Source organism: Ensifer sp. ENS07 (genome assembly GCF_014852185.1).
Classification (GTDB): domain Bacteria; phylum Pseudomonadota; class Alphaproteobacteria; order Rhizobiales; family Rhizobiaceae; genus Ensifer; species Ensifer adhaerens.
Genome location: NZ_JACVBE010000006.1, coordinates 285,723 through 309,654, shown reverse-complemented (window position 1 = coordinate 309,654; position 23,932 = coordinate 285,723). Strand labels below are relative to the sequence as shown.

23 protein-coding genes and 4 pseudogenes are annotated in these 23,932 nt (G+C 59.6%); 13 read left to right on the top strand and 14 right to left on the bottom strand.

The window, feature by feature from the left end:
* Positions 1-44: 44 nt before the first annotated feature.
* From IB277_RS20825 to IB277_RS20810, 4 genes are all read right to left on the bottom strand, one after another.
* Complete coding sequence (locus IB277_RS20825) at positions 45-929, bottom strand: GntR family transcriptional regulator (RefSeq protein ID WP_060521273.1); 885 nt, start codon at positions 927-929, stop codon at positions 45-47.
* Positions 930-1,012: 83 nt separating this feature from the next.
* Positions 1,013-2,512, bottom strand: a complete 1,500-nt coding sequence (locus tag IB277_RS20820) for a tripartite tricarboxylate transporter permease (RefSeq protein ID WP_113188422.1) — start codon at positions 2,510-2,512, stop codon at positions 1,013-1,015.
* Positions 2,513-2,522: 10 nt separating this feature from the next.
* The gene (locus IB277_RS20815; protein WP_060521275.1) at positions 2,523-2,996 is read right to left on the bottom strand and encodes a tripartite tricarboxylate transporter TctB family protein; all 474 of its coding nucleotides are present in this window, start codon (positions 2,994-2,996) and stop codon (positions 2,523-2,525) included.
* Positions 2,997-3,051: 55 nt separating this feature from the next.
* Positions 3,052-4,023, bottom strand: coding sequence for a tripartite tricarboxylate transporter substrate-binding protein (locus IB277_RS20810; RefSeq protein WP_192371533.1), 972 nt, complete (start codon positions 4,021-4,023; stop codon positions 3,052-3,054).
* A 300-nt stretch (positions 4,024-4,323) separates the two neighbouring features.
* Between IB277_RS20810 and IB277_RS20805 the strand changes: the two genes are divergently transcribed.
* A complete protein-coding gene (locus IB277_RS20805) occupies positions 4,324-5,010 on the top strand; it encodes a prolyl oligopeptidase family serine peptidase (protein ID WP_246812772.1) in 687 nt (228 codons plus the stop codon).
* Between the two features lie 308 nt (positions 5,011-5,318).
* Complete coding sequence (locus tag IB277_RS20800; protein WP_192371531.1) at positions 5,319-6,197, top strand: amino acid ABC transporter substrate-binding protein; 879 nt, start codon at positions 5,319-5,321, stop codon at positions 6,195-6,197.
* A gap of 459 nt (positions 6,198-6,656) precedes the next feature.
* Here the strand turns inward: IB277_RS20800 and IB277_RS20795 are convergent, their stop codons facing one another.
* Positions 6,657-7,205, bottom strand: coding sequence for a cytochrome c (locus IB277_RS20795; RefSeq protein WP_192371530.1), 549 nt, complete (start codon positions 7,203-7,205; stop codon positions 6,657-6,659).
* 109 nt (positions 7,206-7,314) lie between these two features.
* Here IB277_RS20795 and IB277_RS20790 point away from each other — a divergent pair, with 109 nt between their 5' ends.
* From IB277_RS20790 to IB277_RS20770, 5 genes are all read left to right on the top strand, one after another.
* Complete coding sequence (locus IB277_RS20790; protein ID WP_192371529.1) at positions 7,315-7,677, top strand: hypothetical protein; 363 nt, start codon at positions 7,315-7,317, stop codon at positions 7,675-7,677.
* A gap of 98 nt (positions 7,678-7,775) precedes the next feature.
* Positions 7,776-9,233 carry a multicopper oxidase family protein gene (locus tag IB277_RS20785; protein WP_192371567.1) on the top strand — a complete coding sequence of 486 codons (1,458 nt, stop codon included), beginning with the start codon at positions 7,776-7,778 and terminating at the stop codon, positions 9,231-9,233.
* A gap of 78 nt (positions 9,234-9,311) precedes the next feature.
* Positions 9,312-11,534 carry a copper-translocating P-type ATPase gene (locus IB277_RS20780; protein ID WP_192371528.1) on the top strand — a complete coding sequence of 741 codons (2,223 nt, stop codon included), beginning with the start codon at positions 9,312-9,314 and terminating at the stop codon, positions 11,532-11,534.
* Entirely contained in the window at positions 11,531-11,746 is a 216-nt protein-coding gene (locus tag IB277_RS20775; protein WP_192371527.1) for a DUF2933 domain-containing protein, read from the top strand. The genes IB277_RS20780 and IB277_RS20775 overlap by 4 nt, the downstream gene beginning before the upstream one ends.
* Positions 11,743-12,231, top strand: a complete 489-nt coding sequence (locus IB277_RS20770) for an SRPBCC family protein (RefSeq protein WP_192371526.1) — start codon at positions 11,743-11,745, stop codon at positions 12,229-12,231. The genes IB277_RS20775 and IB277_RS20770 overlap by 4 nt, the downstream gene beginning before the upstream one ends.
* 53 nt (positions 12,232-12,284) lie before the next feature.
* Here the strand turns inward: IB277_RS20770 and IB277_RS20765 are convergent, their stop codons facing one another.
* The 5 genes from IB277_RS20765 to IB277_RS20745 form a co-directional block, all read right to left on the bottom strand.
* Complete coding sequence (locus tag IB277_RS20765) at positions 12,285-12,653, bottom strand: hypothetical protein (RefSeq protein ID WP_192371525.1); 369 nt, start codon at positions 12,651-12,653, stop codon at positions 12,285-12,287.
* A 446-nt stretch (positions 12,654-13,099) separates the two neighbouring features.
* The gene (locus IB277_RS20760) at positions 13,100-14,935 is read right to left on the bottom strand and encodes a heavy metal translocating P-type ATPase (protein ID WP_192371524.1); all 1,836 of its coding nucleotides are present in this window, start codon (positions 14,933-14,935) and stop codon (positions 13,100-13,102) included.
* Between the two features lie 4 nt (positions 14,936-14,939).
* On the bottom strand, positions 14,940-16,310 hold the full coding sequence (locus IB277_RS20755; RefSeq protein WP_192371523.1) for a sensor histidine kinase: 1,371 nt from the start codon (positions 16,308-16,310) through the stop codon (positions 14,940-14,942).
* Between the two features lies 1 nt (position 16,311).
* Positions 16,312-16,977: a response regulator transcription factor gene (locus IB277_RS20750; RefSeq protein WP_192371522.1), complete on the bottom strand. Its 666-nt coding sequence runs from the start codon at positions 16,975-16,977 to the stop codon at positions 16,312-16,314.
* Positions 16,974-17,453, bottom strand: coding sequence for a PepSY domain-containing protein (locus tag IB277_RS20745; RefSeq protein WP_246812759.1), 480 nt, complete (start codon positions 17,451-17,453; stop codon positions 16,974-16,976). Before IB277_RS20745 ends, IB277_RS20750 begins: the two co-directional genes overlap by 4 nt.
* Here IB277_RS20745 and IB277_RS20740 point away from each other — a divergent pair, their 5' ends adjacent.
* Positions 17,454-17,729 (top strand): PepSY domain-containing protein, encoded by a 276-nt coding sequence (locus tag IB277_RS20740; protein ID WP_192371521.1) that lies wholly within the window; start codon positions 17,454-17,456, stop codon positions 17,727-17,729.
* Positions 17,726-18,289 carry a cytochrome b/b6 domain-containing protein gene (locus tag IB277_RS20735; protein WP_192371520.1) on the top strand — a complete coding sequence of 188 codons (564 nt, stop codon included), beginning with the start codon at positions 17,726-17,728 and terminating at the stop codon, positions 18,287-18,289. Before IB277_RS20740 ends, IB277_RS20735 begins: the two co-directional genes overlap by 4 nt.
* 89 nt (positions 18,290-18,378) lie before the next feature.
* Here the strand turns inward: IB277_RS20735 and IB277_RS38950 are convergent.
* A pseudogene (locus tag IB277_RS38950) lies at positions 18,379-18,493 on the bottom strand (VIT family protein); the annotation flags it as partial.
* Here IB277_RS38950 and IB277_RS20730 point away from each other — a divergent pair.
* Positions 18,484-18,653: pseudogene (locus IB277_RS20730) on the top strand (NAD(P)(+) transhydrogenase (Re/Si-specific) subunit beta); the annotation flags it as partial. The pseudogenes IB277_RS38950 and IB277_RS20730 sit on opposite strands and share 10 nt — an antisense overlap.
* 134 nt (positions 18,654-18,787) lie before the next feature.
* On the opposite strand, the gene IB277_RS20725 reads toward IB277_RS20730, so the two are convergent.
* Positions 18,788-18,991: a hypothetical protein gene (locus tag IB277_RS20725; RefSeq protein WP_192371519.1), complete on the bottom strand. Its 204-nt coding sequence runs from the start codon at positions 18,989-18,991 to the stop codon at positions 18,788-18,790.
* 432 nt (positions 18,992-19,423) lie between these two features.
* Between IB277_RS20725 and IB277_RS20720 the strand changes: the two are divergent.
* From IB277_RS20720 to IB277_RS20710, 3 genes and pseudogenes are all read left to right on the top strand, one after another.
* A pseudogene (locus IB277_RS20720) lies at positions 19,424-19,999 on the top strand (DUF2950 family protein); the annotation flags it as partial.
* A gap of 446 nt (positions 20,000-20,445) precedes the next feature.
* Positions 20,446-20,688, top strand: coding sequence for a hypothetical protein (locus IB277_RS20715; protein WP_192371518.1), 243 nt, complete (start codon positions 20,446-20,448; stop codon positions 20,686-20,688).
* Between the two features lie 1,514 nt (positions 20,689-22,202).
* A pseudogene (locus IB277_RS20710) lies at positions 22,203-22,343 on the top strand (transposase domain-containing protein); the annotation flags it as partial.
* Here the strand turns inward: IB277_RS20710 and IB277_RS20705 are convergent.
* The gene (locus tag IB277_RS20705; protein WP_192371517.1) at positions 22,331-22,825 is read right to left on the bottom strand and encodes a YjbE family putative metal transport protein; all 495 of its coding nucleotides are present in this window, start codon (positions 22,823-22,825) and stop codon (positions 22,331-22,333) included. The pseudogene IB277_RS20710 and the gene IB277_RS20705 sit on opposite strands and share 13 nt — an antisense overlap.
* Positions 22,826-22,877: 52 nt before the next feature.
* Positions 22,878-23,930, bottom strand: coding sequence for an AbrB family transcriptional regulator (locus IB277_RS20700; RefSeq protein WP_192371516.1), 1,053 nt, complete (start codon positions 23,928-23,930; stop codon positions 22,878-22,880).
* Positions 23,931-23,932: the final 2 nt, after the last annotated feature.

Sequence of the window (23,932 nt, the reverse complement as noted above, 5' to 3'; positions counted from 1 at the left end):
ATTCAATTGTGACCGCATTGTTTCGCGCCTGGAATTCCCTGTTTTTACACTTGCGGTGTCTTGATCCTGCTGGCGCCCATGATGTGGGTGTAAAGGAAGGCGGCCGCTTCTGATCGTCGATCACTCTCGAGAAGATCAAGGATGTGCAGATGCTCTGCCGTCTGTTTCGGCAGGCGGCTGCGATCAATGGTGATCTGGTACTCCAGAAGGCGTCGCAATCTGTTGATGCGCTTTATCGCGTCGAGGAAGAATTCGTTTCCGGAGCACGCGACAAGCATTTCGTGAAAGTCATTGTTGGCTTTGAAGATCTCGGCCCGCGACCAATGTTCGTATCCGCCATTTCCAAGTTCCGTCTGTGTCTCTCGCGCCCTGCGAAAACCGTCCGCATCCGATTGGAACGTCGGCAGCAGCATCGCCTGCTGCTCAATCACGGCACGGAACACATATCCTTCCTCGTAGCTCTTCTTCGACATAAGGGTCTGCTTGAACGACCAACCGTTGCCGGGAAGGCGCTCGATCCATCCTTCGTCGGCGATCCGGTGAAGGATCTTCAAAAGTCTGGTTCTTGGCACCCCGTAGATCCGCATCAATTCATTCTCACTGACGCGCTCGGCAAACCTCCCGGACAGACGATCGTCCGCGATCCTGAGATAGATCGCATCGTCACCTTTGGTAGCTTTGCCATTTTCGGGCTCAAGATCGTCGATTGCCTCGCCGTTCACCGCGAGAAAATAGCCGCGGTTCGGCTCGGCTCGTACGATGCCCCTCTCTTCCAGCTTTTGAAGAGCGCTCATGATCGGAGCACGGGACACACGAAAATTGTCGGCCAGCATCTGTAGAGGCAGATGATCTCCCTTTCGCATCGCGTTGGACTTCACGAACTCGATAATGTCCGTGCTGATCCGGGGTGAGAGACTGTTCCTGGCCATACCTTTTCCGTGCGTCCTGTTCTTTCAGTTCGAATTGCCACAGTGATGTGCGCCGCCCGGCGCAGTCAAACAGATTTGCGCCATCAATCCTCGTCCTGACGGAACTTCGAGAGACCTCTGAACATAAATGGAGCGACCAAGGCAACAAGGGCAATGCCGATCATGATGGCTGAGCTCGGGTGCTGGAGCAGGATCATCGGATCGCCAAGGCTCATCTGCAGAGAGCGACGCAAGGCACTGTCTGCAAGCGGGCCAAGGATAAGACCGACAACCGCCGGAGCGATGGGATAGTCGTAGCGGCGCATCACAAATCCGACGACACCGAAACCCGTCAGCAGCAGAAGTTCCGTCACCGAGGGGTTCGCCGCAATCGTGCCCATCGATGCAAACACGAGAATGCCTGCGTAGAGCCACGGTAGGGGAATTTTGAGAAGCTTCACCCACATCCCGACCAAAGGCAGGTTGAGAACGAGCAGCATGACGTTGGCGATAAACAGGCTGGCGACCAGTCCCCAGACGAGGTCGGCGTGCTGTGTGAACAGCAAGGGACCCGGCTGGATGTTGTATTGCTGGAAGCCCGCAAGCATCACGGCTGCGGTGGCCGAAGTCGGTAGTCCAAGCGTCAGCAACGGAACCAGCGTGCCCGCGGCCGAGGCATTGTTTGCAGCCTCGGGACCAGCAACGCCTTCGATCGCTCCGTGACCGAATTCTTCCGGCTTCCTGCTCAGCTTGCGCTCGATTGTATAGCTCAGGAAAGTGGGAATTTCAGCGCCGCCGGCGGGAAGTGCGCCGATCGGGAAGCCCATCACCGTTCCGCGAAGCCATGGCTTCCAGGAGCGCTTCCAGTCTTCTCTGGTCATCCAGATCGACCCCTTAACCGGGATAGGCTTTTCGGGCTTGTAGAGATGACGAGACGCGACAAAGAAGGCTTCACCGATCGCGAACAGACCAACGGCAAGCGTTGTCACCTCGACGCCATCCAGCAGTTCGGGAACACCGAACGTCAGGCGGGCCTGCCCCGTCAACTGGTCGATGCCCATCAGTCCGAGCCAGAGCCCAAAGGCCAGACTTGTCAGGCCCCTCAGCGGCGATGACCCGAATGTTGCCGATACCGTCACGAACGCAATCAGCATCAGGCCGAAGTAATCCCAGGGACCGAACTTGACGGCGATCTTCACGAGATAGGGTGCGAGGACGGCCAACCCGGCTGTTGCGATCAGCGCGGCAACGAACGAACCGATAGCCGCGGTCGCGAGCGCCGGTCCCCCGCGTCCTGCCCGTGCCATCTTGTTGCCCTCGAGCGCGGTGACGACCGATGCGCTTTCTCCAGGCGTATTAAGCAGGATCGCGGTTGTTGAGCCACCGTACATGCCGCCGTAGTAAATTCCGGCGAACATGATGATCGAACCGCCAGGATCCAGCTTAAAGGTCACGGGAAGCAGAAGTGCCACCGTCAGTGCCGGGCCGATACCTGGCAGAACACCGACGGCCGTTCCAATCAGGACGCCGATGGCGGCGTAGATCAGGTTCGCGGGCTGAATGGCCAGCGCGAACCCATCGATCAAAAAGGAAAAAGTATCCATCAAGGCGACCTCAGAAGAGGCGCTCAAGCGGGCCTTGCGGCAGCGCGAGCGTCAGGAGCTTATTGAAGAGAAGGAAAACCAGAACCCCGATAACGGCCCCGAGACAGAGATCGACAAGTATGGCCTTGCGACCGAACGCCCGTGCAGTCAGCGCGAAAAGAAGCGTGGACCCAAGGATAAAGCCACCCCCCATCCAGATCGATCCGATCAACCCAGCAAGAGCAAAACCGATCCAGCCGACGGCCAACCAGTCGGCGCTCTCGACTTCGATGTCCGATGGCTTGAAAGCGCTGACAAGGTGACCGATGGCAAGGGCTACGAATAGGATCGCCACGAAATACGATGCCGCGCTCGCGCTCATCCCATAGGTTGCCCGCACCTTCATGTGACTGGCATCCCAGTACGTAATGAAGGCGATTGCAAATAGGACGACAGCGATCACCGCCGTTGGACGGTTGGGTATGCGAAGAGTTTTCTGGGTCATGGTGTCCTCGTCGCACGCGGAAGCGGCGCTTGCCGACTTCCGCGTGCTCCTCAGGTTAGTTTGCGAGACCGATGGACGTAAGGATGGTCTTCACGCGTTCAGTTTCCGAACCGATGAAAGCCTTGAACTCGTCGGAAGGAGCATAGTAGTCGGTCCAGCCGCGAGCCTTCAGGATTGCCTGCCACTCGGCAGACTTAACCGTCTTCTCGACTGCAGACTTAAGCGCATCGAGATCAGCGCCTTCTACGCCAGGACCGGCAAAGATACCGCGCCAGTTTACCAATTCGACATCAAGACCCTGCGCTTTCAACGGCTTTGCTTCGATGCCTTCGATCGGCTCCGGATAGGAGATCGCCAGTGCTCTGAGGTCGCCGGATTTGATCTGGCCTTCCCATTCGCCGTAACCCGACACGCCCGCGGTCGCCTGACCACCGAGCATGGCTGCAAGCGACTCGCCGCCGCCGGAATACGCGACGTAGTTGATCTTGCTGGAATCGGCACCCGCTGCCTTGGTAACGAGCGCTGCGAGGATATGATCGGCACCGCCAGCCGATCCGCCAACCCAGATCGTCGTCGCGACGTCCTTCTTAATTGTCGCAAGCAGATCGTCCATGGATTGAATCGGCGAATCCTTCGGAACGACGATCACCAGCGGATCGCCGGTCAGACGAGCGATCGGAGTGACCTGGGTTAAATCGACCGGGGACTGGTTGGAGATGCTGGCGCCGACGAGCGTGATGCCTGCGACGAGAAGTTGGCTGGGATTGCCCTTCGCGGAGCCGATGAACTGGGCAAGACCGACTGTGCCACCTGCGCCGGGGACGTTGATGACCTGCACGCTCTTCGCGTTGCCGCTGGCCATCATGGCTTCCTGCATCGAGCGGGACGCCGAATCCCATCCGCCGCCAGCACCGGCGGGCGCCATGATGGTTAGCTCCAGATCCTGCGAAGAAGCCTGCAACGTTCCAAATCCCAATGTGCTGCCGACGACGGCTGCGAGAAGCCCGAGTTTAAAAAAATTGCGCACAGCGATTTCCTCCTGCTGGTAAGGCTCACCTCCTGAGCCGTGCGCGGAATTTGCATTATATAATTATAAAAGTAAATATGAGTGCGCTAAAGTTTTTCAACTGATAAGCGCTGGGCAAGGGCGTTGGAAGGCGTCTTCATCGCATTGAGGTCAAACCTCTTATCGAACACATTTTGGCAGCCAAAGCTTGAGTTTCGCTACCTCGGTTCCATGTTGATTTGGCTACACGCTCAACATCATGGAGGAGGTGATCGAATGACGCGATACAACATAGCGCTGGTATTTGCGGCCGTATGGGGAATGTGCAGCGCGGGAGTGACCCACGCCGAACAGTTGGCCGCGACATCGAGTAGCAACATAAAGAATGATCTCAACTATCTGATGTACACGCCAGACGACTATGCGTCTTCCGACAAAACGTACCCACTCGTCGTGTGGCTTCACGGCGGCGATCAGGGTGGGACTGATATCGAGAAAGTTAGATCGAGCGGAATTCCGAAGTTGATCGAGGAGGGCAAGACATTCCCGTTCCTGGTATTTTCGCCTCAGAATCCAAGTGACGAACTCCTTTACCCGATCGAGAAAGTGGAGGCAGCTCTTGAGGAGGTCATGTTGAAGTATCGTGTCGATCGCACGCGGGTCTATGTCGTGGGCTTCAGCCGCGGCGGTTTCGGTACTTGGGCCATGGCAGAACAGTTTCCCGATAAATTTGCGGCTTTCGTTCCAATCGCTGGCGGTGGGAATCGTCACTACCTGAGTAGGACAAATGAAAAGGCAGCCTTTTGGGTGTTCCACGGCACCAGCGACGACACCATTCCTTTGTCGGATTCGGTCGTGCTTTACGAACGACTTGTCGGTCTAAAGCGAAATGCCCGTTTAAGTGTCTTGGAAGGCGTTGACCATTCGGGCGTTGAGTGGGCGGCCTTAAATGATCCGGAGCTTTGGAATTGGCTCCTAAAACAGCGCCTCGAGGTCGCGCCTAAATAGGCATGCCTACCCTTCCGCCTACCGCGAAATGGAAACGATAAGGGTCTGCTTGGCGCCTTAATCCCGGCCGTTGGGCATCCGCTAGCCGATCTCCGATAGCAGATATATGGTGGATCGGGCGTGGCGGCATGTTTGCGCAAAAAAGACCGACGTGAGGCCGGTCGACCTTGCCATTGTGACAATGCGGCCGAGCGACGCCATGCGTCGTTGGTTGACATATGAGGGGCAGCCCATAAGCTGGGTCAACGCCTTTGAGATCGACACCGTTTTCCGGAGATAGGGATCATGCAGGTGCCCCTCAGACAAGTATGGCCAAGCGCATGAGGCGGTTTCTGTTCGTGAGCCTCGCCCTTTGCTTTTCGGCTTTGGCGTCCACCGCCGCAACGCTAAACTCCATTATGGAGAGCGGAACCGTGCGTATCGGTTACATCTCCGATCAAGCACCATTTTCCACCCGCCAGCCAGGGGCCGAACCGGTGGGATATGCCATCGACCTGTGCCGCAAGATTGCTGACGAGATCGAAGATCAAATTCCGCAACTAAAACGAGAATTTGTTGAGGTGACGCTCGCCGGCGGCTTCGATGCAGTAGAGAATGAAGATATCGACTTGCTTTGCGGTTCCATCACTGTGAATTTGAAGAGGCGGGAAATCGTCGACTTCTCACAACCGATCTTCCTCACCGGGGCGAGCGCGCTGCTGCGCAAGGATTCGCCCAGCTACCTGCAGGCGCTCTTTCTCAACGGGCCGGCCGTTCACGCCGTCAGCGAGCGCGCTGCCACAAACGTCATCGGTATGCGCGCAAACACGACGACGGCAGGGACGCTTCGCGAGGCACTCGCAATCCAAGAATCGAAGACAAAGCTTGCCGATTTCAACACGCATGAGGACGGGCTCAAGGCGCTGGAGGACCACAGGATCGATGCCTACATCGCCGATCAGGTGCTGCTCATCAACCTGGCCAAGCGGGCGCGCGATCCATCCTCGCTCGAAGTCGGCGATCGCCTGATCACGCATGAACCCTATGCGATCGCGTTGCGTCGCAACGACGCCGACTTCCGCCTGCTGGCAGACCGCGCGCTGACCGACTTCTACCTTTCGGAGGATTTCCTGCCGCTGCTGGAGACCTATTTCGGCAGCGAGGCGCCGATGCTGCACACGCAAATCATAATGCAACACGTGCCATAGGTCGTGTGCGGCGGGCGGTCATCACAGCATTCCGAGAGCGTTGGGCATGGGCTGATCCCAGACCTCCGCGTCTCGGCAGCTGACAGTCAGCTTCCGGCCGCAATTGAGACGCTCGGGTCACTCTGGCCGAGGTCCGCTCCTTGGCTCCTCGGACGTTCAGATCATTGGAAGCGACGCAAACTCTCCACTCGACGACCGTAAGTCGGCAGCACACGGGCTATCCCTCGCCTTGATAGGAATCGAACCGGCGGCCCCTGTTCGAACCCTCAACGGTCCAGGATTGCTCCGACGTCATAGTCGATCGTCACCGCCTCCCGTCACCACGAACACGTGACGCCTTGGTGAGCCGTTCAGAAATTTCAATTTGGCACCTTTGTGAATGTTTGAGTTAAATCAGGCTTAATTGACCACACCTCGAGAACCTGCATCAGAGGCGGCGGGCTTTGGCCGCGACTGCCGCTACTTGTCCTTAACTCGAAACTTGGCATGGCAGGACGTGCAGACCTGCAGCATCGTGTGGAAGGCATGTTCGGCGGGCATGGACCTCGGATCGAGGGCCGCGGTCTTTCTCTTAGCGAGCGGCCCGCCCATCTTCGCATCACCGTCCTGCATCCGCATGCCGGGAGCGATCACATCCGGGTTGCGATCTGCCGCGAGGGAAAGTGCCGCGGCATAAACGCCGAGCTCCGCCGCCAGCTTGTCGAATATGGTTCGCTCGACCTCGATATTGGCGCTCGCCTTTGAGTCTACTGTGACGACAGGGCTTCCGAACAGCGCCGCCAGTCGTTCGCCTGAATAGGTTCGAATGGTTTCCGCGGCGGCTTTGAACGCCTTTGCATCATAAGGCGATACGCCTTTGAACATGGCATCGATGCCCTTGGCAGCCGCCGCCATCACCTTCATATCCCGCTGCCTCTCACGAACGACTTCGTCGGCAGGTTGCGCGGTCGCAGTCGATACTGCCGCAGCAAGAATGAGACCGGACCAGCTAACCGCATTCGAACACATTCGGGTGTAATCCTCTCGTCAAGCGCTGAGCCGTTTGATCAAGGTCAAAGCGGAATTCGCAAGCACCGCGCACTATGCGTGAATACTGCACGAGGTGTCGGACGAAAACATGATCGCCGTCAGCCAGACAGCCCGGAAACGCACAACAGAATTGCTGGCCATGTTGGTCGCTCTTCTGTTTCTGGTCGTGCCGATGGCTGAGGCGGCTCCTATGAAGTGCGAGTCACACATTGCCGGCAGCGAACACGTCGTTTCTTCGCAGGGTAAAGCCGACCTCCACGCCGATTCAAAAACAGGCGACCAGAAAGCGTGTTGTAAACGTATCTGCAGCATGTGCTACGCAGTGTTCCCCACTCCAGTTTTCGGCAAAATCACCCTGAAGTCCGGCGGTCGCCGGGACCTCACCCCCCAACCGCCCATCAACGGCATCATTTCGCGACCCGCCATCGGCCCTCCTCGATCCATCGGATGAGCCGGACCAGCCGCGGTTGGCGGCGGTCCTTCGCGGTCGCACCCTTGTGGCGCGACCTTTGTCGGCATTGGCCGTCATGGAACGAGAGGTCAATGAACATGAAACGCCGTGAATTTCTGGGCGGACTGATGTCGGGCATCGTGGTCGCCGCATCGAGCTCCGCACTGCATCCAAACAAAAGCTGGGCTGAGGCCAGCAAGGCAACATCTTCAAACGCGGGCGCCCGCAACCTTGCGATCACGAAGCGCGTGATCGAGGTGAACGGCAAAGCCGCCGACGTGTTCGGACTCCTCCAACCGGATGGCACTGTCGGGCTGACGCTCGACGCGGAGGCTCCGTTCGACGTCACCCTCTCAAATCAAGGCGGGGAAGCAACGCTCATCCACTGGCACGGCCTTGCGCCGCCATGGAATATGGACGGGGTTCCGGATAATCCCGCAGCGCTTCTGCAAGCGAAGGAAACCCGGCGCTACACGTATCCGGTCGGCTCCGGCGGCACGCACTGGATGCATGCGCATACGCTCCAGGAGCAGAACCTGCTTGCCGCGCCCCTCATCGTGCGAACCGCCGACGACAGGCAGCGCGACGAGCAGGAAGTGGTCATCCTGCTGCACGACTTCTCCTTCACGCCTGCCGAAGAACTGCTCGCCAAGCTGAAGGGTTCCTCTAGCGGTCACGGGATGGACCACAGTGCGATGATGCAGGGCATGGCGTCCAACATGCAGGGTCACATGTCCGGCATGGCGATGCCAGGCATGGCCACCATGGACCGGAATGACATCGAGTACGACGCCTATCTCGCCAACGACCGGACGCTCGACGACCCTGAAGTCTTCGCCGTCGAGAGCGGCGGACGCGTCCGCCTGCGCATCATCAATGGCGCGACGGCCACCGCCTTCACGATCGACACGGGCACGCTCACCGGACAGTTGATCGCCGTCGACGGACAGCCGGTGCAGCCGGTTCCAGGGACACGCTTCCCGATCTCCATGGGACAGCGGCTCGATATCCGGCTTGAACTTCCGAAGTCCGCCAAAGCCCATCCAATCCTGGCGCTGCGCGAGGGCACTGAGCATCGCACAGGGATCGTCCTTGCGCCGACGGGCGCCACCATCGCAAAGATCGTAGCGCGTGGAAAGGATTCCGGTCCAATCGTCGGGCTCGACCTCGAAACGCGGCTCGCAGCAGCCGCGCCGCTTGCCGTCCGTGCCGCCGATCGTCGGTTCGAGTTGACGCTTATGGGCAGCATGAGCGGCTACGACTGGCGAATCGAGGGTGGCGACAACCTTGGCGTTCGCCAAGGTGAAAGGATCGAGATCGTTATGCGCAACATGTCGATGATGTCCCACCCGATGCATTTGCACGGGCACCACTTCCAGGTGGTCGACATCAACGGAAAGGCAATCGGCGGCGCCGTGAGGGACACCGTTCTCGTGCCACCGATGGGGAGCGTGAGCGTCGTGTTCGACGCAAACAATCCGGGCCGCTGGCCGCTCCACTGCCATCACCTCTATCACATGGCATCGGGAATGATGTCCTTCGTCGCTTACGCATAAACAGGAGACGTCCGGCCCCCTTACTGGGTGGCTGGACGCTAGCTCTGTTGGAGGCGGGTACCGTTACGGAGAAATCCCATGGACGAGCATAAGTATCACCACGAACATGAAGGTCACGAGCACCATCATCCCGCCAATCAGAATGCGACGTCTTCAGAGGCTCCGGACAAACCAGGCCCACAGCAGGAGGGCGTGATCTACACTTGCCCCATGCATCCGCAGATACGCCAACTCGGCCCCGGCAACTGCCCGATCTGCGGCATGACACTCGAGCCGCAGGTCGTGACGGCCGACATGGGTCCAAGCCCGGAGCTTGTCGACATGCGGCGGCGGTTCGGGATCGGGCTGGTTCTGACATTGCCCGTGCTGGCGCTCGAGATGGGCGGCCATCTCACAAACTTGCACATGCTGCTCGGTCCGCAGACGTCGAACTGGATCCAGCTCATCCTGGCGACCCCGGTGGTGCTTTGGGCCGGCGCTCCCTTCTTCGAGCGGGCCTGGCAGTCGCTCGTCACCCGTCACCTCAACATGTTCACGCTGATCGCCATGGGCACCGGGGTCGCCTGGGTCTACAGCGTCGTCGCAACGGTTGCCCCGGGCCTGTTCCCGGAAACGTTCCGATCCGGTGAAGGCGCGGTCGCGATTTACTTCGAGGCGGCGGCCGTCATCACCGTTCTGGTATTGCTCGGGCAGGTGCTCGAGCTGCAGGCGCGCGAGCAGACGGGCGGAGCGATCCGGGCGCTTCTTGATCTCGCGCCAAAGACAGCCCGCCGCATCCGTAGCGATGGATCCGACGAGGATGTGGAGCTTGACGCGGTCGCCGTCGGCGACAAGCTGCGCGTCCGTCCGGGCGAGAAAGTCCCGGTCGACGGCATCCTTGTCGAGGGCCGCAGCTCGGTCGATGAATCCATGATCACCGGCGAGTCGATGCCCGTTACCAAGGAGGTCGGGGCAAGACTGATCGGTGGCACGATGAACCAGACAGGCGGCTTCGTCATGGAGGCGGGCAAGGTCGGCCGCGACACCATGCTTTCCCGGATCGTCCACATGGTCGCCGAGGCGCAACGCTCCCGCGCCCCCATCCAGCGGCTCGCCGACGAGGTTTCCGGCTGGTTCGTGCCGGTCGTTATCGTGATCGCCGTCATCGCCTTCGCGACGTGGCTGCTGCTCGGTCCGGAGCCACGTTTCGCCCACGGGCTGGTCGCTGCCGTGGCGGTGCTCATCATCGCCTGCCCCTGCGCCCTCGGTCTCGCCACGCCGATGTCGATCATGGTTGGCGTCGGCAAGGGCGCAGGTGCGGGCGTGTTAATCAAGAATGCCGAAGCACTGGAGCGCTTTGAGAAGGTCGACACGCTGGTGGTCGACAAGACCGGAACCCTGACCGACGGCAAGCCGAAGGTCACCGAGATCGTCGCTGCGAGCGATTTGCCTGAGCACGAATTACTGCGACTGGCCGCTACGCTGGAGCGACCGAGCGAACATCCGCTTGCAAGCGCCATCGTCGATGCTGCCAACGAGCGCGGCCTGGAGTTCGGGTCTGCCGAAGACTTCGACAGTCCGGTCGGTAAAGGCGTGACAGGTGTCGTCGACGGCCACAGGCTCATCATCGGCAGCCACCGGATCATGTCTGAGGAGAAGGTGGATGTCTCCCCGCTCTCGCAGAAAGCAGAAGAACTGCGTGGAGAGGGAGCAACGGTCATCTTTACGGCCATCGACGGCCGCCTGGGCGGACTATTTGCTATCGCCGATCCGATCAAGGCCACGACACCGGCTGCGGTCGAAGCGCTCATCAAGGACGGCGTGCGCGTGGTGATGCTCACCGGCGACAACAAGACCACCGCCAGTGCGGTCGCCCGCAAGCTGGGGATCACGGAGGTCGAGGCGGAAGTCCTGCCCGAGCACAAGAGTGAGATCGTCGCTCGCCTTCGCAAGGAAGGCAGGATCGTCGCAATGGCGGGTGACGGCGTCAACGACGCCCCAGCCCTTGCCGCCGCCGACGTCGGCATCGCCATGGGAACGGGCACCGACGTTGCGATCGAAAGCGCTGGCGTGACGCTGCTCAAGGGCGATCTGCAGGGCATCGTGCGGGCGCGGCGCCTCAGTCATGCGACCATGGCGAACATCCGGCAGAACCTGTTCTTCGCCTTCATCTACAACGCCGCCGGCATACCCGTAGCCGCCGGCATGCTCTACCCGGCTTTCGGGCTGCTGCTATCGCCGATCATCGCGGCGGCCGCTATGGCGCTTTCGTCCGTTAGCGTAATCGGCAATGCCCTGCGATTGAGGAGTGCACGGATATGACCTGGGATCGCCGATGGACTTTGTTCGCTGCCTCGCTCGCGGTGATTGTCGCGTTCTTCGTTCTTCGCGAGCACTGGCAGCACGTCCTGGGGCTTACGCCCTACCTGCTGCTGTTCGCCTGCCCGCTGATGCATCTCTTTCATGGACATGGCCACGGCGGGCATCGCCATTACCGTGGAAACCACCCGACGAAACCGGGGGACATCACATGAGCTACGCTCGCTCGGCAGAAGCCGTCGCCGATATCGCGGCTTCCCCCGAGACGCTTTTCGACTATCTCGATGACCAGGCCACCCTCGGTTCACACATGCAGGAACCATCGATGATAATGCTCGGTGGGCGGATGTCATACTCGTTCGACAATTCAGCCGGACGCGCTGTCGGATCCCACATCTCGATGCGAGGCAGCGTGCTCGGACTGGAGCTCACCGTGGACGAAGTGATTGTCGAACACCGGCCTCCGGTCAGCAAGGTCTGGGAGACGCTGGGAGGGCCGGAACTCCTTGTCATCGGAGCCTACAGGATGGGATTCGAGATCCATCGATCAGGTGGTGGCTCCCTGCTACGGGTATTCATCAACTACGACGATCCGGCAACGGTGGCGGGCAGAATTATCGGCCCGCTCCTCGGACCCATCTATGCACGCTGGTGCGTCACGCGGATGGCCCGTGATGCCACCAGCAGGTTCCCCCAGTGACCAACGGGAGGATGCCTCTCTCGGTATCCTCCCGACAAAGCTAGCGAGTCACATCAAGAAATCGGAGGGGTGCAGACCGCGTTCCAGAGATCGTCCTTCCAGGTGCTCCCCTCGGCTCCGGACGTGGGTATTCGGTACTCGACCCCTCTTACCGAGATTGCCGCCGGCTCGGCACAGCGAACCGACGCCCTATGTTTGCTCGGGTCGGTGTAAGTCCTGCCTCCATCGTCGCTCGTTCGCGACACGCCGATGAAAACGTCGAAGTCGTACTCCACGCTGGCCGCAGTCTGGTTTTCGACGACGCTGAGGCTGACCACGGTGTTGTCGGGAAACTGCTCTTTGTGAAAGACGTCGGGTTCGGTGGCGGACGCTGACGTCAGCAGTAACATTTCGATCGAAAGGATTGAAAGAACCGTACGCATTCACCCCTCCCCGGTTCATGCGGCCATCAGACCTTATACCACGATCATCGGATGCAAGAGGAGTGAAATGGGCTGGAGCGCAGTAAGCTTCGTCTTCGTCCGCGCCCCAATATCATCCGCGGCCGAAACCTGCCGGCGCTGGCAGCAGTAGCGTCAACGCCTTGGATGGTGCGGGCCAACTAGCAACGTGTCTCCAATCGCCAGCGACATCCGAGTACAGCCAAGATCGCGCAAAGCAGCCCAATGTAACTGTTACGTTCTTTTATAGCGCGACGCTTTGCCCATAATACGAGACGAACAGCGAGCTAGGAGCAGCCATGCGACGGTTCTCGATTTCTTATTTCGTAACGGGAATCAGTACCCCCTCTGTGCTTGGAGGTAATTTATGATCCGGAAAACGATCATCGCGCTCGGCAGCGCAGTGACGATACTGGTTTCAACGCCCGTCACGGTGAAATCCTAAGCGCTCGAAGCGCGTTTAAGATGACCGCCACATCGATCGCCTCCTGCAGAAGCGCGCCCTCGACGGGGGCCAGGTAGCCAAAGGCCGCCGCCACCATGGCGAATATCGAAAGACCAATGCCGACCAAGACACTCTCCACGGCGATCCTCCGTGACCTTCGGGCGATTTCTATCCCCGTGCGCAGGCGGTCGATCCGGTCGACCAACAGGACGACGTCAGCGGCCTCGGCCGACGCGGCCGCGCCTCTTGCCCCCATTGCGACACCGACATCGGCCGCCGCGAGCGCTGGCGCGTCATTGACGCCGTCGCCGACCATCATGACGGGGCCGTTCTTCCGCTCCGTAAGGACGACCAGCACCTTCTGGTCTGGCGAAAGGCCCGAGCGAAGTGCGTCGAGCCCCAATCCGTCGGCAATGCGTTCGGCCACGGCAGCGCGGTCGCCGGTCGCTAGAAGGATGCGCCGGATCCCTTCGCGGCGAAGTCCGTCGAGCATCTCGGCCGCTTCCACGCGCACCGGATCAGCCATCACGATATGCCCTACCAGAGTGTTGTCGATGGCGACGGCAACGACGACCGACCCGGCGGCCGTCTCAGGAATGGCGTTTGGAGGGCCGTCAACGCGGGCCTCGACGTAGCCATGGCCCCCAACAACAACCCGCCTCCTATTTACATATCCCGCGACACCCTCGCCCGCTGCCTCCGTCACGTCGGTGGGCACGACGAGACCGAGATTCCGTTGCCGGGCCGCCGCAACGATAGCCTGCGCGATCGGGTGTTTTGACACTTGATCTATAGATGCTGCGAGCATCAGAATTTCGTCTTCGGCGTAACCTAGCGAGCTTTGAATGGACGCGATCTGCGGGCGGCCGTCCGTCAGCGTCCCTGTCTTGTCCAGCACCAGCGTGTGGATGCGGGCCATGTTCTCAAGGTGACGTGCCCCCTTGATCAGCACACCGAAATGCGCCGCGCGCGACAGGCCGGCAACGAGCGCCACAGGCACGGCGAGGATTAACGGACATGGCGTGGCCACCACCAACACCGCGACGGCGCGGATGGAGTCTCCCGTGGCCCACCATGCGGCGAAGGCGATGAGCAGGGTCATCGCGAGAAACCCGAGCGACCATTTGTCTGCAAGCCTTGACATGGGAGCTTTCGAGCGTTGGGCATCCTCGACGAGGCGTACGATGCCGGCATATGTGCTGTCTTTGGCCTCGTGCGTCGCGATAAGATCGAACGCATCCCCTGCATTCGTCGAGCCGCTCAGGACGTCTTCATGTTCAGCAAATGGAACGGGAAGCGATTCACCCGTCAATGCGGACATGTTGAGGAAGGACCGGGCGCTCGCGACCGTCCCGTCAACAGGGACGACGTCACCCTGTCGGACAAGCAGCCGATCACCAGGCCGGATGTCGTCGACAGGAACCTCCTGCAGACCTCCGTCGCGATAGCGCGTCGTGGCACGCGGCACACGGGAGAGCAAGTCATGCATCTCGCGGCGCGCGCGCCCTTCCGCGAAGCTTTCAAGGAATGTGCCGCCGGTGTACATCAGCGCAACTATCGTTGCCGCGAGGGCTTCTCCGAAGATGAGCGCAGCCGACATCGACAGCGCAGCGACGATGTCCAGGCCCACCTCCCCACGCCAGAGGCTTCGGATTATCTCGACGAGGAGGGCCGCCAGAACCGGAGCGGTGGCGATTGTCCATGTAACTCGTGCGGCATCTCCCCGGCCTGTGAACTGCAAGCCGAGCCCAAGCAGCAACCCGCCAAACGCAACAAGCAGAAGACCAAATTTCAGTTTAGCTTCGCTTTGATGTTCCATGGCATCAGGTCTCCGGAGAAGGAAGTGGGTCGGAGCAGGCGACTTCCGCACGCAAGCCGCCTTCGACGCGATTCTCCAAGGTTAGAGCCAGATTGTAGACATTGGCGATCTCGGATACGATCGCCAGACCCAAGCCCGAACCGGGCTTCAGGCGATCGAGACGCACACCCCGGCGCAGCAGGTCCGGCAGTCTTTGGGGCGACACCCCCGGGCCGTCGTCCTCGACCACTAGCCGGATAAAACCATCGCGCCGGACGGCCGTGACAGCCACACGGCTCCTGGCCCATTTCGATGCGTTTTCGAGAAGGTTGCCGACCAATTCGCGAAAGTCATGCGGATCAATCGGCGCCGTCAGGTCCTCCTGCAGGTCGGGCTCCCATGAAAGGCGCTCGCCTGCCTCGGTGTGCTGGAGCATCCGGATCGTCTCGTTTACAATCCTGGCGACGTCGGCATCGCCGCTCCGCTGGTCAGCGCTCGGGGTGAGCCGCGCACGGGCCAGCTCGTGTTCGACATGGGAGAGCATGGTATCGGCCAGATGGTCGAGCTCGTCAGCGATTTCGCCTTCGCCCTTCTCGCGGAGCGTCAAAGCATTGTTGGTAAGGACAGTCAGCGGAGTCTTCAAACCGTGCGCGAGGTCGCTGGCCCGGCCCCTGGCATTCTCCACGGCCGCTGCTTGGGTTTCCAACAGCCTGTTCAACCGGTCGACGAGCGGCTGGACCTCGAGCGGGTATGGTCCTGCCAAGCATCCGACCCTGCGGTCACGCACCGCCTCGAGGTCGCGGCCGATGCGGTCGAGGGGTCTTAGGCCGATCCAGAGCTGGATGATCGACATGAGGACGAGCAGCACGGCCAGTACGCCCACATAGGGCAAGATGTCGAGAGCGAAGGCCGCGCGCGCGTTGTCGACCTCATCCGCATTCAACGCCGCCGCAATGCGGAGAGGCCGTTTCCCCTCCGGCGCGACCAACAACAGAACGCGCTCCTGAACCAGGACATCCTTTCCCTCCGGACCAGCGAGGCGATACTGGTGCATGATGCCGACCGGGTGCGCCTCCTGTGGCAGCGGCAGGGCGTAGTCGAATAGCGAGGCCGACCGCAGCTCAACTTTCCCGACTGGGTCGTCGATCTGCCAATACAGACCGCCATAAGGCAGCAGGAAACGATTGTCCGGAGGATTCTCGGGCACCTGGACCTTCCCGTCAGCCGAGAAGCGGATGACGGCAGCCAATCGGTTTATGTGCCCGGTCAATTCGTTCTGGATGCGGGTGCTGTAGCTTTCGGCAAATATCTGGACGAGAGCGAAGAACGCCGCTGCGAGGCAGATCGAGACGACGACCACGGATGTGAGAATGAAGCGGCTGTGGAGCGACCTCATGTCACTCGTCCACCGCGATTTGGTAGCCGAAGCCCCGGCGCGTGACGATTGCGTCCCGCCCGAGTTTCTTTCGCAATCGGCCGATAAGGACTTCGACGGAATTGCTCTCCCGTTCGAAGTCCTGGGTGTAGAGCTGTTCGGTCAACTCCATCTGCGAAACGGCGCGACTGCGGTTCTGCATCAGGACCGTGAGGCACTTGTATTCCAGGGGTGTCACGTCCACGGACACCCCGTCGATCGCAACCGTACGGTGGCGGGTGTCGATTGAAACGGGCCCAGAGGACAGGACGGCACTCGCTTGGCCGGAATATCTGCGCAGCACGGCGTGCAGTCGGGCGAGCAATTCGGCGATGCGGAAGGGCTTGCCGAGATAATCGTCAGCACCTGCGTTGATGCCCTCCACGCGCTCTTCCCAGTTGCCTCGCGCCGTCAGGATGATCACGGGCATGTCTCGGCCGGCAGAACGCCACCTCTTCAGGATGGTGAGGCCGTCGATCGTGGGTAGACCCAGGTCAAGTATGACAGCCGCGAAGTCCTCATGTTCGCCCGCGAACAACACCGCCTCTCCATTCTTCTCGTGCACGACATTGAAGCCCGCCTTCGCAAGATGAGCACCCACGTCACGGGCGATAAGCGGGTCGTCTTCGGCAAGCAGCAGACGCATCATTCGTTCTCGATTTCGACGATCCTGCCCGAGGCGGCCTCCACCTCGACCTCGGTGACCTGGCCGCTGTCCCTCAGAATCCGGAATTCATAGATTATAACGCCGTCGTCACGCTCGACCCTGACATCGATCAATTCGCCCGGCAATTTGGCGAGGACCTGAGCCTTTAGAATGGCCAGTGGGTAAATTCGGCCCTCTCGGACAAGCCTGCTGAGATCATCGTGCGACGGATGTTCGGCGCCTCCTGCACCATGTGAGCGGTCATCGTCGGCACGGGCTGGTCCCGGCAGCAGGGGCAGGCCGAGAAGGAGAAGCGCAACAAGGCTGAGGATGCGAAAAGACCACATCGCACACTGATAGCTCATCGCAGATGACAAGAACCTGACAATCGCGATCAGGTCGTCGTCATGTTGCCTGCCATAGGTTCGACGTCGACCAGAAGAGCAGAACCGCTCCTGGGTATCTGATGGAGAAGACAAATGAAGATGATCATCCTCGCGACCCTCCTGCTCGCCACCGCCTCAGGAGGCGTCGCCCGCGCCGAAGAAGAGCAGAATTGCACAATCGCGGCCAAGGACAAGTGGCTTAGCGAGAATAGCATCAAGGAAAAGGCCAAAGCCACAGGCCTCGATGTGCGCCGGGTGAAAGTCGAGGGCAGCTGCTACGAAGTTTACGCTATCGACGCCAAGGGCAACAAGGTTGAGACCGTGTTCAACCCCGAGACCGGCGCTGCGGTCGGCAACGAAAGCGAATGATCATGGGCACGATGGATCTAGATGCGGCGAGCACAGGCTCGCCGCCGACGGTCAATGTCTGGGACCCGCTCGTGCGCGTGTTCCACTGGTGTCTCGTCGGACTGTTTGCCTTCTCCTACCTGACAGGCGACGAGTGGAAGAAGGCCCATATCCTGGCGGGATACGTAATCATCGGGCTTTTGGTCATTCGCGTCATCTGGGGCTTTATCGGCACTCACCACGCGCGATTTTCGAACTTCATATATAGCCCGGTCACAACCATTAGATTTCTTCTGGACAGCATAGCACTGAAAGCCAAACGCTATATTGGCCACAACCCGGCCGGAGGCGCGATGGTGATAGCTCTTCTCATCTCGATCTCCGGCATCGCCGCAACCGGATACATGATGACCACCGACGCCTATTGGGGTGTCGCGTGGGTGGAGGAGACGCATGAACTGCTGGCGAACCTGACCCTTGGTCTTATTGGCTTGCACGTCGCAGGCGTTGTACTCGCCAGCATCGAGCATAAGGAAAATCTGGTCCGCGCGATGATCACGGGTCGCAAACGTGCCGAATGATCGCCGGAACGACAATAGTGCCCGACAGCGGCCAATAAACCGCTTTCGGGTACTTCGCCGTTTCGATGGTGTAATGGTTGAGACGTCCCTCAGGCCACCGTCTCGACCACGGCTCCGATGCCCGCTGTCAGGGCCATGGCGAATGCGGCCCAAAAGGTTTCGCGGCCCCCTCGCCTTCAATACATCGGCTCCACCCCAACTCGCCAATGGCCGGCATGCCGGTATTCGAAGTCTGGAATGTCAAGCAGGTGTTGCTCTCCAAGCGTGGCCAGGGCACCGGCTACTTCGGCATCGAGAAACCCGCTGTTCTACAAGGACAACACCCCGCTTGTTCCACGGCGGCGCCAAGAAGTGCATCCAACAACGCCATACCCGCCCTTTCAAAGCGGTCAGGCGTCAAAATCGCTCGTCTTCATCGGATACGAACCCTCGACACCGAGCAGTTTTCAGGTCTTGTACCGATGTGGTCGCATGTCGTTGGCTAAGCCGCACTCGACCTTACGCATCCTCTCCTTCGCCCTGCGAAAGGAATTGCATCAGTGCGGAGAGGAGTTGTTCCGCCGTGGCGCGGTCCAACAAGACCTCAACGATCTCTTCTTGCTCGGCCACCAACTCGAGGCGGCCAAGAAGCGGGTTGGTGGACATTACATTAATGTCATTGCCTTGATATTCCGCCTCTAGTGTTGACCAGGTGTTTTCCATAGTGCCCTCCCAGGCAAGCATTCGCAGAAAACGATAAACGGCTTTCGTCTGGGGCTAGCGTCAGCCGAATGGAACAAGCAAGCGCGTTTAAAGACATTCAGTGCTGCCTTCTTGTGGTCATTCGCGCGGCCGTCGGTCTCTTTCCATCGTTTCTACGGCCCAGCGTCAACTGGCATTCACTGTCGGGCCTTGGCTCTTCTCCTCGGTGCTCGTCAAGTCATCGTAGGCGAGCTGGGTCTTGCTCCCTAACCATTCGCGGATTCGTGGTCCCGCCAGCGGCGGATGGCACGTTCTGCCACCTCCGAACGCGGCATTTCGCTGAAACCATCCGTGCGGTGACCTCAGCTGAAAGTTGTCACTTAAATTACACCAACTCGTGACCCGAAACACGAAAAACCGTTCATCTGCAGAACGGAGCTCGGCGGCGCCATCCCGATGACCATCCGACCCGACGGAAAATGGGCTTTCGACACCTATGTCGGGCTTGAGGAGATCGTCAATCGCCGCGTCGGCGAGAACGAACTGGAGGCAATCGACACGGTACAGGCCCATGTCGATGCCCAGAAGGAATACGCCTCGCAGGATCGCGACGCCGATGGCGTGCTCGAATACGCCCAGAAGCTGATCAGCACACCTGGCCAGACGGACGGCCTCTACTGGCCGGCCGATCAGGGCGATGGCGAAAGCCCCGTTGGCGACGCGATCAGCGAGGCGGCCTTGGAAAAGGCGAAGGCCGGCGAAGGCTATTTCGGCTACCGCTTCCGTATCCTGACGTCGCAAGGCGACAACATCGCCGGCGGCCGTTATGACTATGTCATCAACGGCAACATGATCGGTGGTTTTGCCTTGATCGCCTGGCCGGTCAGTTATGCCGAGACCGGCGTCAAGACCTTCGTCGTCAACCAGCAGGGCATCATCTACGAACGGGACCTGGGGCCGAGCACCGAACAGATCGTGCCCTTCATCGATCATTTCGATCCCGATGACAAGTGGAATGTCACTGCAGATTGCAGTGGAGACCTTCACACATTTTGGACCGCATCGATCTCGAAGAGGTGTGCGAAGACGACGAGACGATCTGAACGTCCTTGCCTTGCACAGGTTTGGCGGCTACGTGGCACCGCGTTTGCGCTCAAGCGTGGAACGTTGGTGCGCTCGCTGGAAGGGCGGCAGCCGTTATCCGGCCGCTACCTCGTGCGTAGGCTGTGCGCCTTAACGCAAACGCCGCCATCGGAGCGGACCAATTCGTTCTAGATACCGCGCTCCCAATACACGTCTCGAAATTGCCCGTTTGTGCTCGCACTATTCGATGTCTCGCGAGCGCATGAACGGCTTAGCGACAATTCTACCGTCTTCAACGTTTCGCCCGGGCAAAGCAGAAGATATCGGACGGTCCGTCAAGCACTGGGAGAGTGTAGGAACGAGCGCGTGATAACCGCCACTAGGAGGCCGCAATGAATCAGAGAGGTAGACTTCTGTTTGCGGCGATCATCTCCTCCATAGCAACCGCCGCTCCCCTTTCCTCTTTTGCATTTGCACAAGAATGCGACGGAGATTACTACGCAGGGATCGGCGCCAACCAACACTATAGTGGCAACAAGCGCCCCCCCACCAATGCTTACCTCCTTAAACACAAGGCTGGCCAGAAACAGCTTCAAAGAGCGACAGATACCCTGGAGAACCGGGAGCCAACTTGAGTTCAACCTTCCTGTAGCGCCGCGCGCGCATTCAGAAAGAAAACTTCAGCTCGAAATCCGCCTTCTGCGCGATTTTCCAGAACGAGTTTCAGAACGTAGACGGTAGCGATTTCTGAAACGATCGCGAAACCTAGTCATCCTCGATGACGAGGTAAGAAGAACTCTCTTGACGTTGAGCCAGTATGCCGACGAGAGTCTCAGCCCATTTCGGCGCGTTCTCGAGTACGTTTCCCGTTAGCTCACGAAAATCATTGGGCTCGGCGCGGGCCCGCGCCAGTAGTAGATCCAACGATGCGGTGCTCCGATCGACCAACGCCTTGGTTGCTAGCACAATGGCCACTGCCCGATCGACGTCCCGCTGCGTAGTCCTGCGCCGGGTATGCACCGCGCTATGGGATCCAACTCTGGAAATCGTAGTGCGGATCGAGGCGGCTATTAGATGGAGGTCGGATGGGGGCCGCCCGCCTACAGAACCAGCGGCCGCATTCGGTTAACGCCCATTCATCCTTGTTGCCCACCTTGAATTCATCCATCAAGAATTTAGCTAAGCGTGAGGCGCGATCACCATCGCGCGGAATGCTCGCTTCGAAGCAAATGCGATCAAATATCCTATGGAGGGTGCCGCTCTGTTCGGTTGCGAGCAAGACCGCTGACTGGTCAAACTGAATAGCCATATTGGCCTACCTCTATGAGCTACCGCTTTCACGGGAGAAGTGATGATAGCGATATGTCTAATTAGCTCCAAGTAAGCAAAAATGCGTATGGCGAAAAGCTGGTTGTAGGAACAAACAAGGTGCATTTCGACTGACAAACGAACGGCGATGACAGCTCAACCACGCTGTGTTCGATGGTGTCCTTGCTACGCGGGTAACCGAGGGGGCAGCACGAGACAGTGAAGGCGCGCCGTCGGGCTTTTTCCCAGCTTCAAAGTGTGCTGCGTATTAGCCAATTGCACAACAAAATTCGAAACGAACGCCGCAGCATAGCTCTGGAAACGATCGATCACATGCGATGACGGCGTCTAGCGTTAAGGCGCCCCCAAAGGGACACGAACCCATCGTGCTAGATGGGATGCACAAGGAACCGGGCGCCCGTGGACCGGCACGAGACGACAGAACGCGCTTCGGAGCCCTTCGTCGTTCATTGCTACTTCGGAAGGCATTCCACGTTATAGGCAATGATGATCTGCTCGGGACTTGCCACACCTGAGCTCTTTAAACCCTCCAAGCCACTTTTTAGCTTGGTTCCAGCGTCCTTCAAGCTGGCCTCTAGTCTCGTTTTGGCCACCATGCAGCGCTCTTCGCTCGAAAACTCTTGAAACACCACAGTTGGGACAACCCTCCATTCCGCGCGGTCGTTCGTAGAAACGGGATTGACTGAATAGGAGAAGACGTACATCAGGACCCACATCGCATGTACCTCGCGTTGCCGATACGCCAAAGGATTGCGCTCGCACCCATGCCGGGGTGACGAGACTGCCACTGTTTGGCAGGCATTGGCAAGGCCACAACGCGTCAGGTGTTGACCCCGAAGTCTGGCTTGCCGATGTGCCGGAACGCATCATCTCCGGCAAAGTGACCGCGAGCCGGATGGATACGCTGCTGCCGCGGGCCTGGGCGATCGAACGGGAGTGCGTTGCACATCAGGAGCGACAGACAACATGGCACAGAACGGCCAAGGGACAACGGCACGACCGAAGCTCGATGACGAGGCGTTCGAGGTTTCCAGTGAGACATAGAGAATGACTTGGGTGCTCGCGTGCCGCCCCGGCGACGGCGAGTACGTTATCAAGCGACATAGAGACATCGGCGACGACAATCTGCGTCGCAGCCTGGAAGAATGTCTTCCTGGGCGCGTTCTCGTTCGCGATGGCCTCCTCGTCACCGTGGCCGGCCCGCAGCTCGCGCCACATCTTCCAGCAGACCCAAAGCAGCAACAGTCCGCCTGCAAGCAACAGCCCGATAATAGCCAGCAGACGCACGGCAACTGTGGCGAACGCGATGCGCAGAACGGTGGCGGTGAGGATAACCACCACGATTGCCTTGCGGCGCTGCGTCGGCTCCAGGCCGGCTGCAGCAAGGCCGATAACCACGGCGTTGTCGTCGGCAAGAACAAGATCGATGGCAATGACCTGCATCAGTGCCGTCAGGCCAGCAGCTGTGCAGCGCAGAGCGGCGGCGCGAGGCGTGCTATTTGGTTTCGAACGGATCGATACGTAGGCGGAAAACGGTGGCGGAACCGGCTACCACCAACAAGACCCGGATAATGTGGTGAAACACCACAAAGGGGACCTCTATCCCGAGGGAAAGAGCTATCAGGCTCATTTCGGCCACTCCTCCGGGCGAGTACGCGAGGACCGTTCCGACGAAACGATCGCCGGTCATGGTCGAGACAAGCAGCGCGAACCCAAGCGACACGGAAAGCAAGAACACCGTGGAACCGACGGACAGCCCGATCACCCTCAGGATCAACTTAGGTGCGGTGTTGATGAACCGGCAGCCGACCGTGGCTCCGATTACCACCTGCGCCGCCGCCAGAAACACGCTTGGAAGCTGGAAATCGGAAACGCCCGAGAGATGCAGTCCCGCACTGACAATCATCGGTCCGAGCAAAAATTGCGCGGGAAGACGCAGGATAATGCCGGCCGCCACTCCCAACCCAATGGCGGCTGCAAACCAAGCGAGGTCCTTGGCCTCAACGGCTGAAAATGGAACGTAGCTTGACCCGCTCCGACCTATCTCTTCCCCCGATATCAGTTGGATGACAAACGGCAGCGAGAGGACGACGAGGAAGATGCGCGCCGCGTGGATGAGCGAGATCATCCTCTCGTCGCCGCCCCGTTCGGCACCGAGTGTGACCATTTCGACCAGTCCCCCGGGCATGGCTGAGAAGAAGGCCGTCGGATGGTCGAATTTCCCGACCTTACGGAAGTAGACGTAGGCAACCGACGCTGCGGCAGCAATGAAGAAAACGAGTCCGGCAAGAGACACGAGCCACACACCGGCATGTTCAAAGACGGCCGGCGAGAACGACGTCCCCAACATTGCTCCGATCGTAGCGGTCATCGGAGGGCGCGCAAACTTTGGCATGGCGAGGGGAAGTCCCGCCAATGCCGCAAGCCCGCAGAATATCATCGCGCCGAGAAGCCAGGCGAGTGGCATATGAAAATGCCACATTACCCATCCACCGACCCCTCCGATTGAAAGCGTCAGCAGAAACTTCGCAATGGCCAGCAGCTTCATTC

Excerpts from the sequence above, each read along its gene's own strand:
- IB277_RS20725 (WP_192371519.1), bottom strand. The coding sequence starts at position 18,991 with ATGGAAAACACCTGGTCAACACTAGAGGCGGAATATCAAGGCAATGAC.
- IB277_RS20765 (WP_192371525.1), bottom strand. The coding sequence starts at position 12,653 with ATGCGTACGGTTCTTTCAATCCTTTCGATCGAAATGTTACTGCTGACG.
- IB277_RS20795 (WP_192371530.1), bottom strand. The coding sequence starts at position 7,205 with ATGTGTTCGAATGCGGTTAGCTGGTCCGGTCTCATTCTTGCTGCGGCA.
- IB277_RS20825 (WP_060521273.1), bottom strand. The coding sequence starts at position 929 with ATGGCCAGGAACAGTCTCTCACCCCGGATCAGCACGGACATTATCGAG.
- IB277_RS20820 (WP_113188422.1), bottom strand. The coding sequence starts at position 2,512 with ATGGATACTTTTTCCTTTTTGATCGATGGGTTCGCGCTGGCCATTCAG.
- IB277_RS20775 (WP_192371527.1), top strand. The coding sequence starts at position 11,531 with ATGACCTGGGATCGCCGATGGACTTTGTTCGCTGCCTCGCTCGCGGTG.
- IB277_RS20735 (WP_192371520.1), top strand. The coding sequence starts at position 17,726 with ATGATCATGGGCACGATGGATCTAGATGCGGCGAGCACAGGCTCGCCG.
- IB277_RS20785 (WP_192371567.1), top strand. The coding sequence starts at position 7,776 with ATGAAACGCCGTGAATTTCTGGGCGGACTGATGTCGGGCATCGTGGTC.
- IB277_RS20740 (WP_192371521.1), top strand. The coding sequence starts at position 17,454 with ATGAAGATGATCATCCTCGCGACCCTCCTGCTCGCCACCGCCTCAGGA.
- IB277_RS20780 (WP_192371528.1), top strand. The coding sequence starts at position 9,312 with ATGGACGAGCATAAGTATCACCACGAACATGAAGGTCACGAGCACCAT.
- IB277_RS20805 (WP_246812772.1), top strand. The coding sequence starts at position 4,324 with ATGTGCAGCGCGGGAGTGACCCACGCCGAACAGTTGGCCGCGACATCG.
- IB277_RS20790 (WP_192371529.1), top strand. The coding sequence starts at position 7,315 with ATGATCGCCGTCAGCCAGACAGCCCGGAAACGCACAACAGAATTGCTG.
- IB277_RS20770 (WP_192371526.1), top strand. The coding sequence starts at position 11,743 with ATGAGCTACGCTCGCTCGGCAGAAGCCGTCGCCGATATCGCGGCTTCC.
- IB277_RS20750 (WP_192371522.1), bottom strand. The coding sequence starts at position 16,977 with ATGATGCGTCTGCTGCTTGCCGAAGACGACCCGCTTATCGCCCGTGAC.
- IB277_RS20715 (WP_192371518.1), top strand. The coding sequence starts at position 20,446 with ATGAATCAGAGAGGTAGACTTCTGTTTGCGGCGATCATCTCCTCCATA.
- IB277_RS20800 (WP_192371531.1), top strand. The coding sequence starts at position 5,319 with ATGGCCAAGCGCATGAGGCGGTTTCTGTTCGTGAGCCTCGCCCTTTGC.
- IB277_RS20815 (WP_060521275.1), bottom strand. The coding sequence starts at position 2,996 with ATGACCCAGAAAACTCTTCGCATACCCAACCGTCCAACGGCGGTGATC.
- IB277_RS20760 (WP_192371524.1), bottom strand. The coding sequence starts at position 14,935 with ATGGAACATCAAAGCGAAGCTAAACTGAAATTTGGTCTTCTGCTTGTT.
- IB277_RS20705 (WP_192371517.1), bottom strand. The coding sequence starts at position 22,825 with ATGCAGGTCATTGCCATCGATCTTGTTCTTGCCGACGACAACGCCGTG.
- IB277_RS20700 (WP_192371516.1), bottom strand. The coding sequence starts at position 23,930 with ATGAAGCTGCTGGCCATTGCGAAGTTTCTGCTGACGCTTTCAATCGGA.
- IB277_RS20755 (WP_192371523.1), bottom strand. The coding sequence starts at position 16,310 with ATGAGGTCGCTCCACAGCCGCTTCATTCTCACATCCGTGGTCGTCGTC.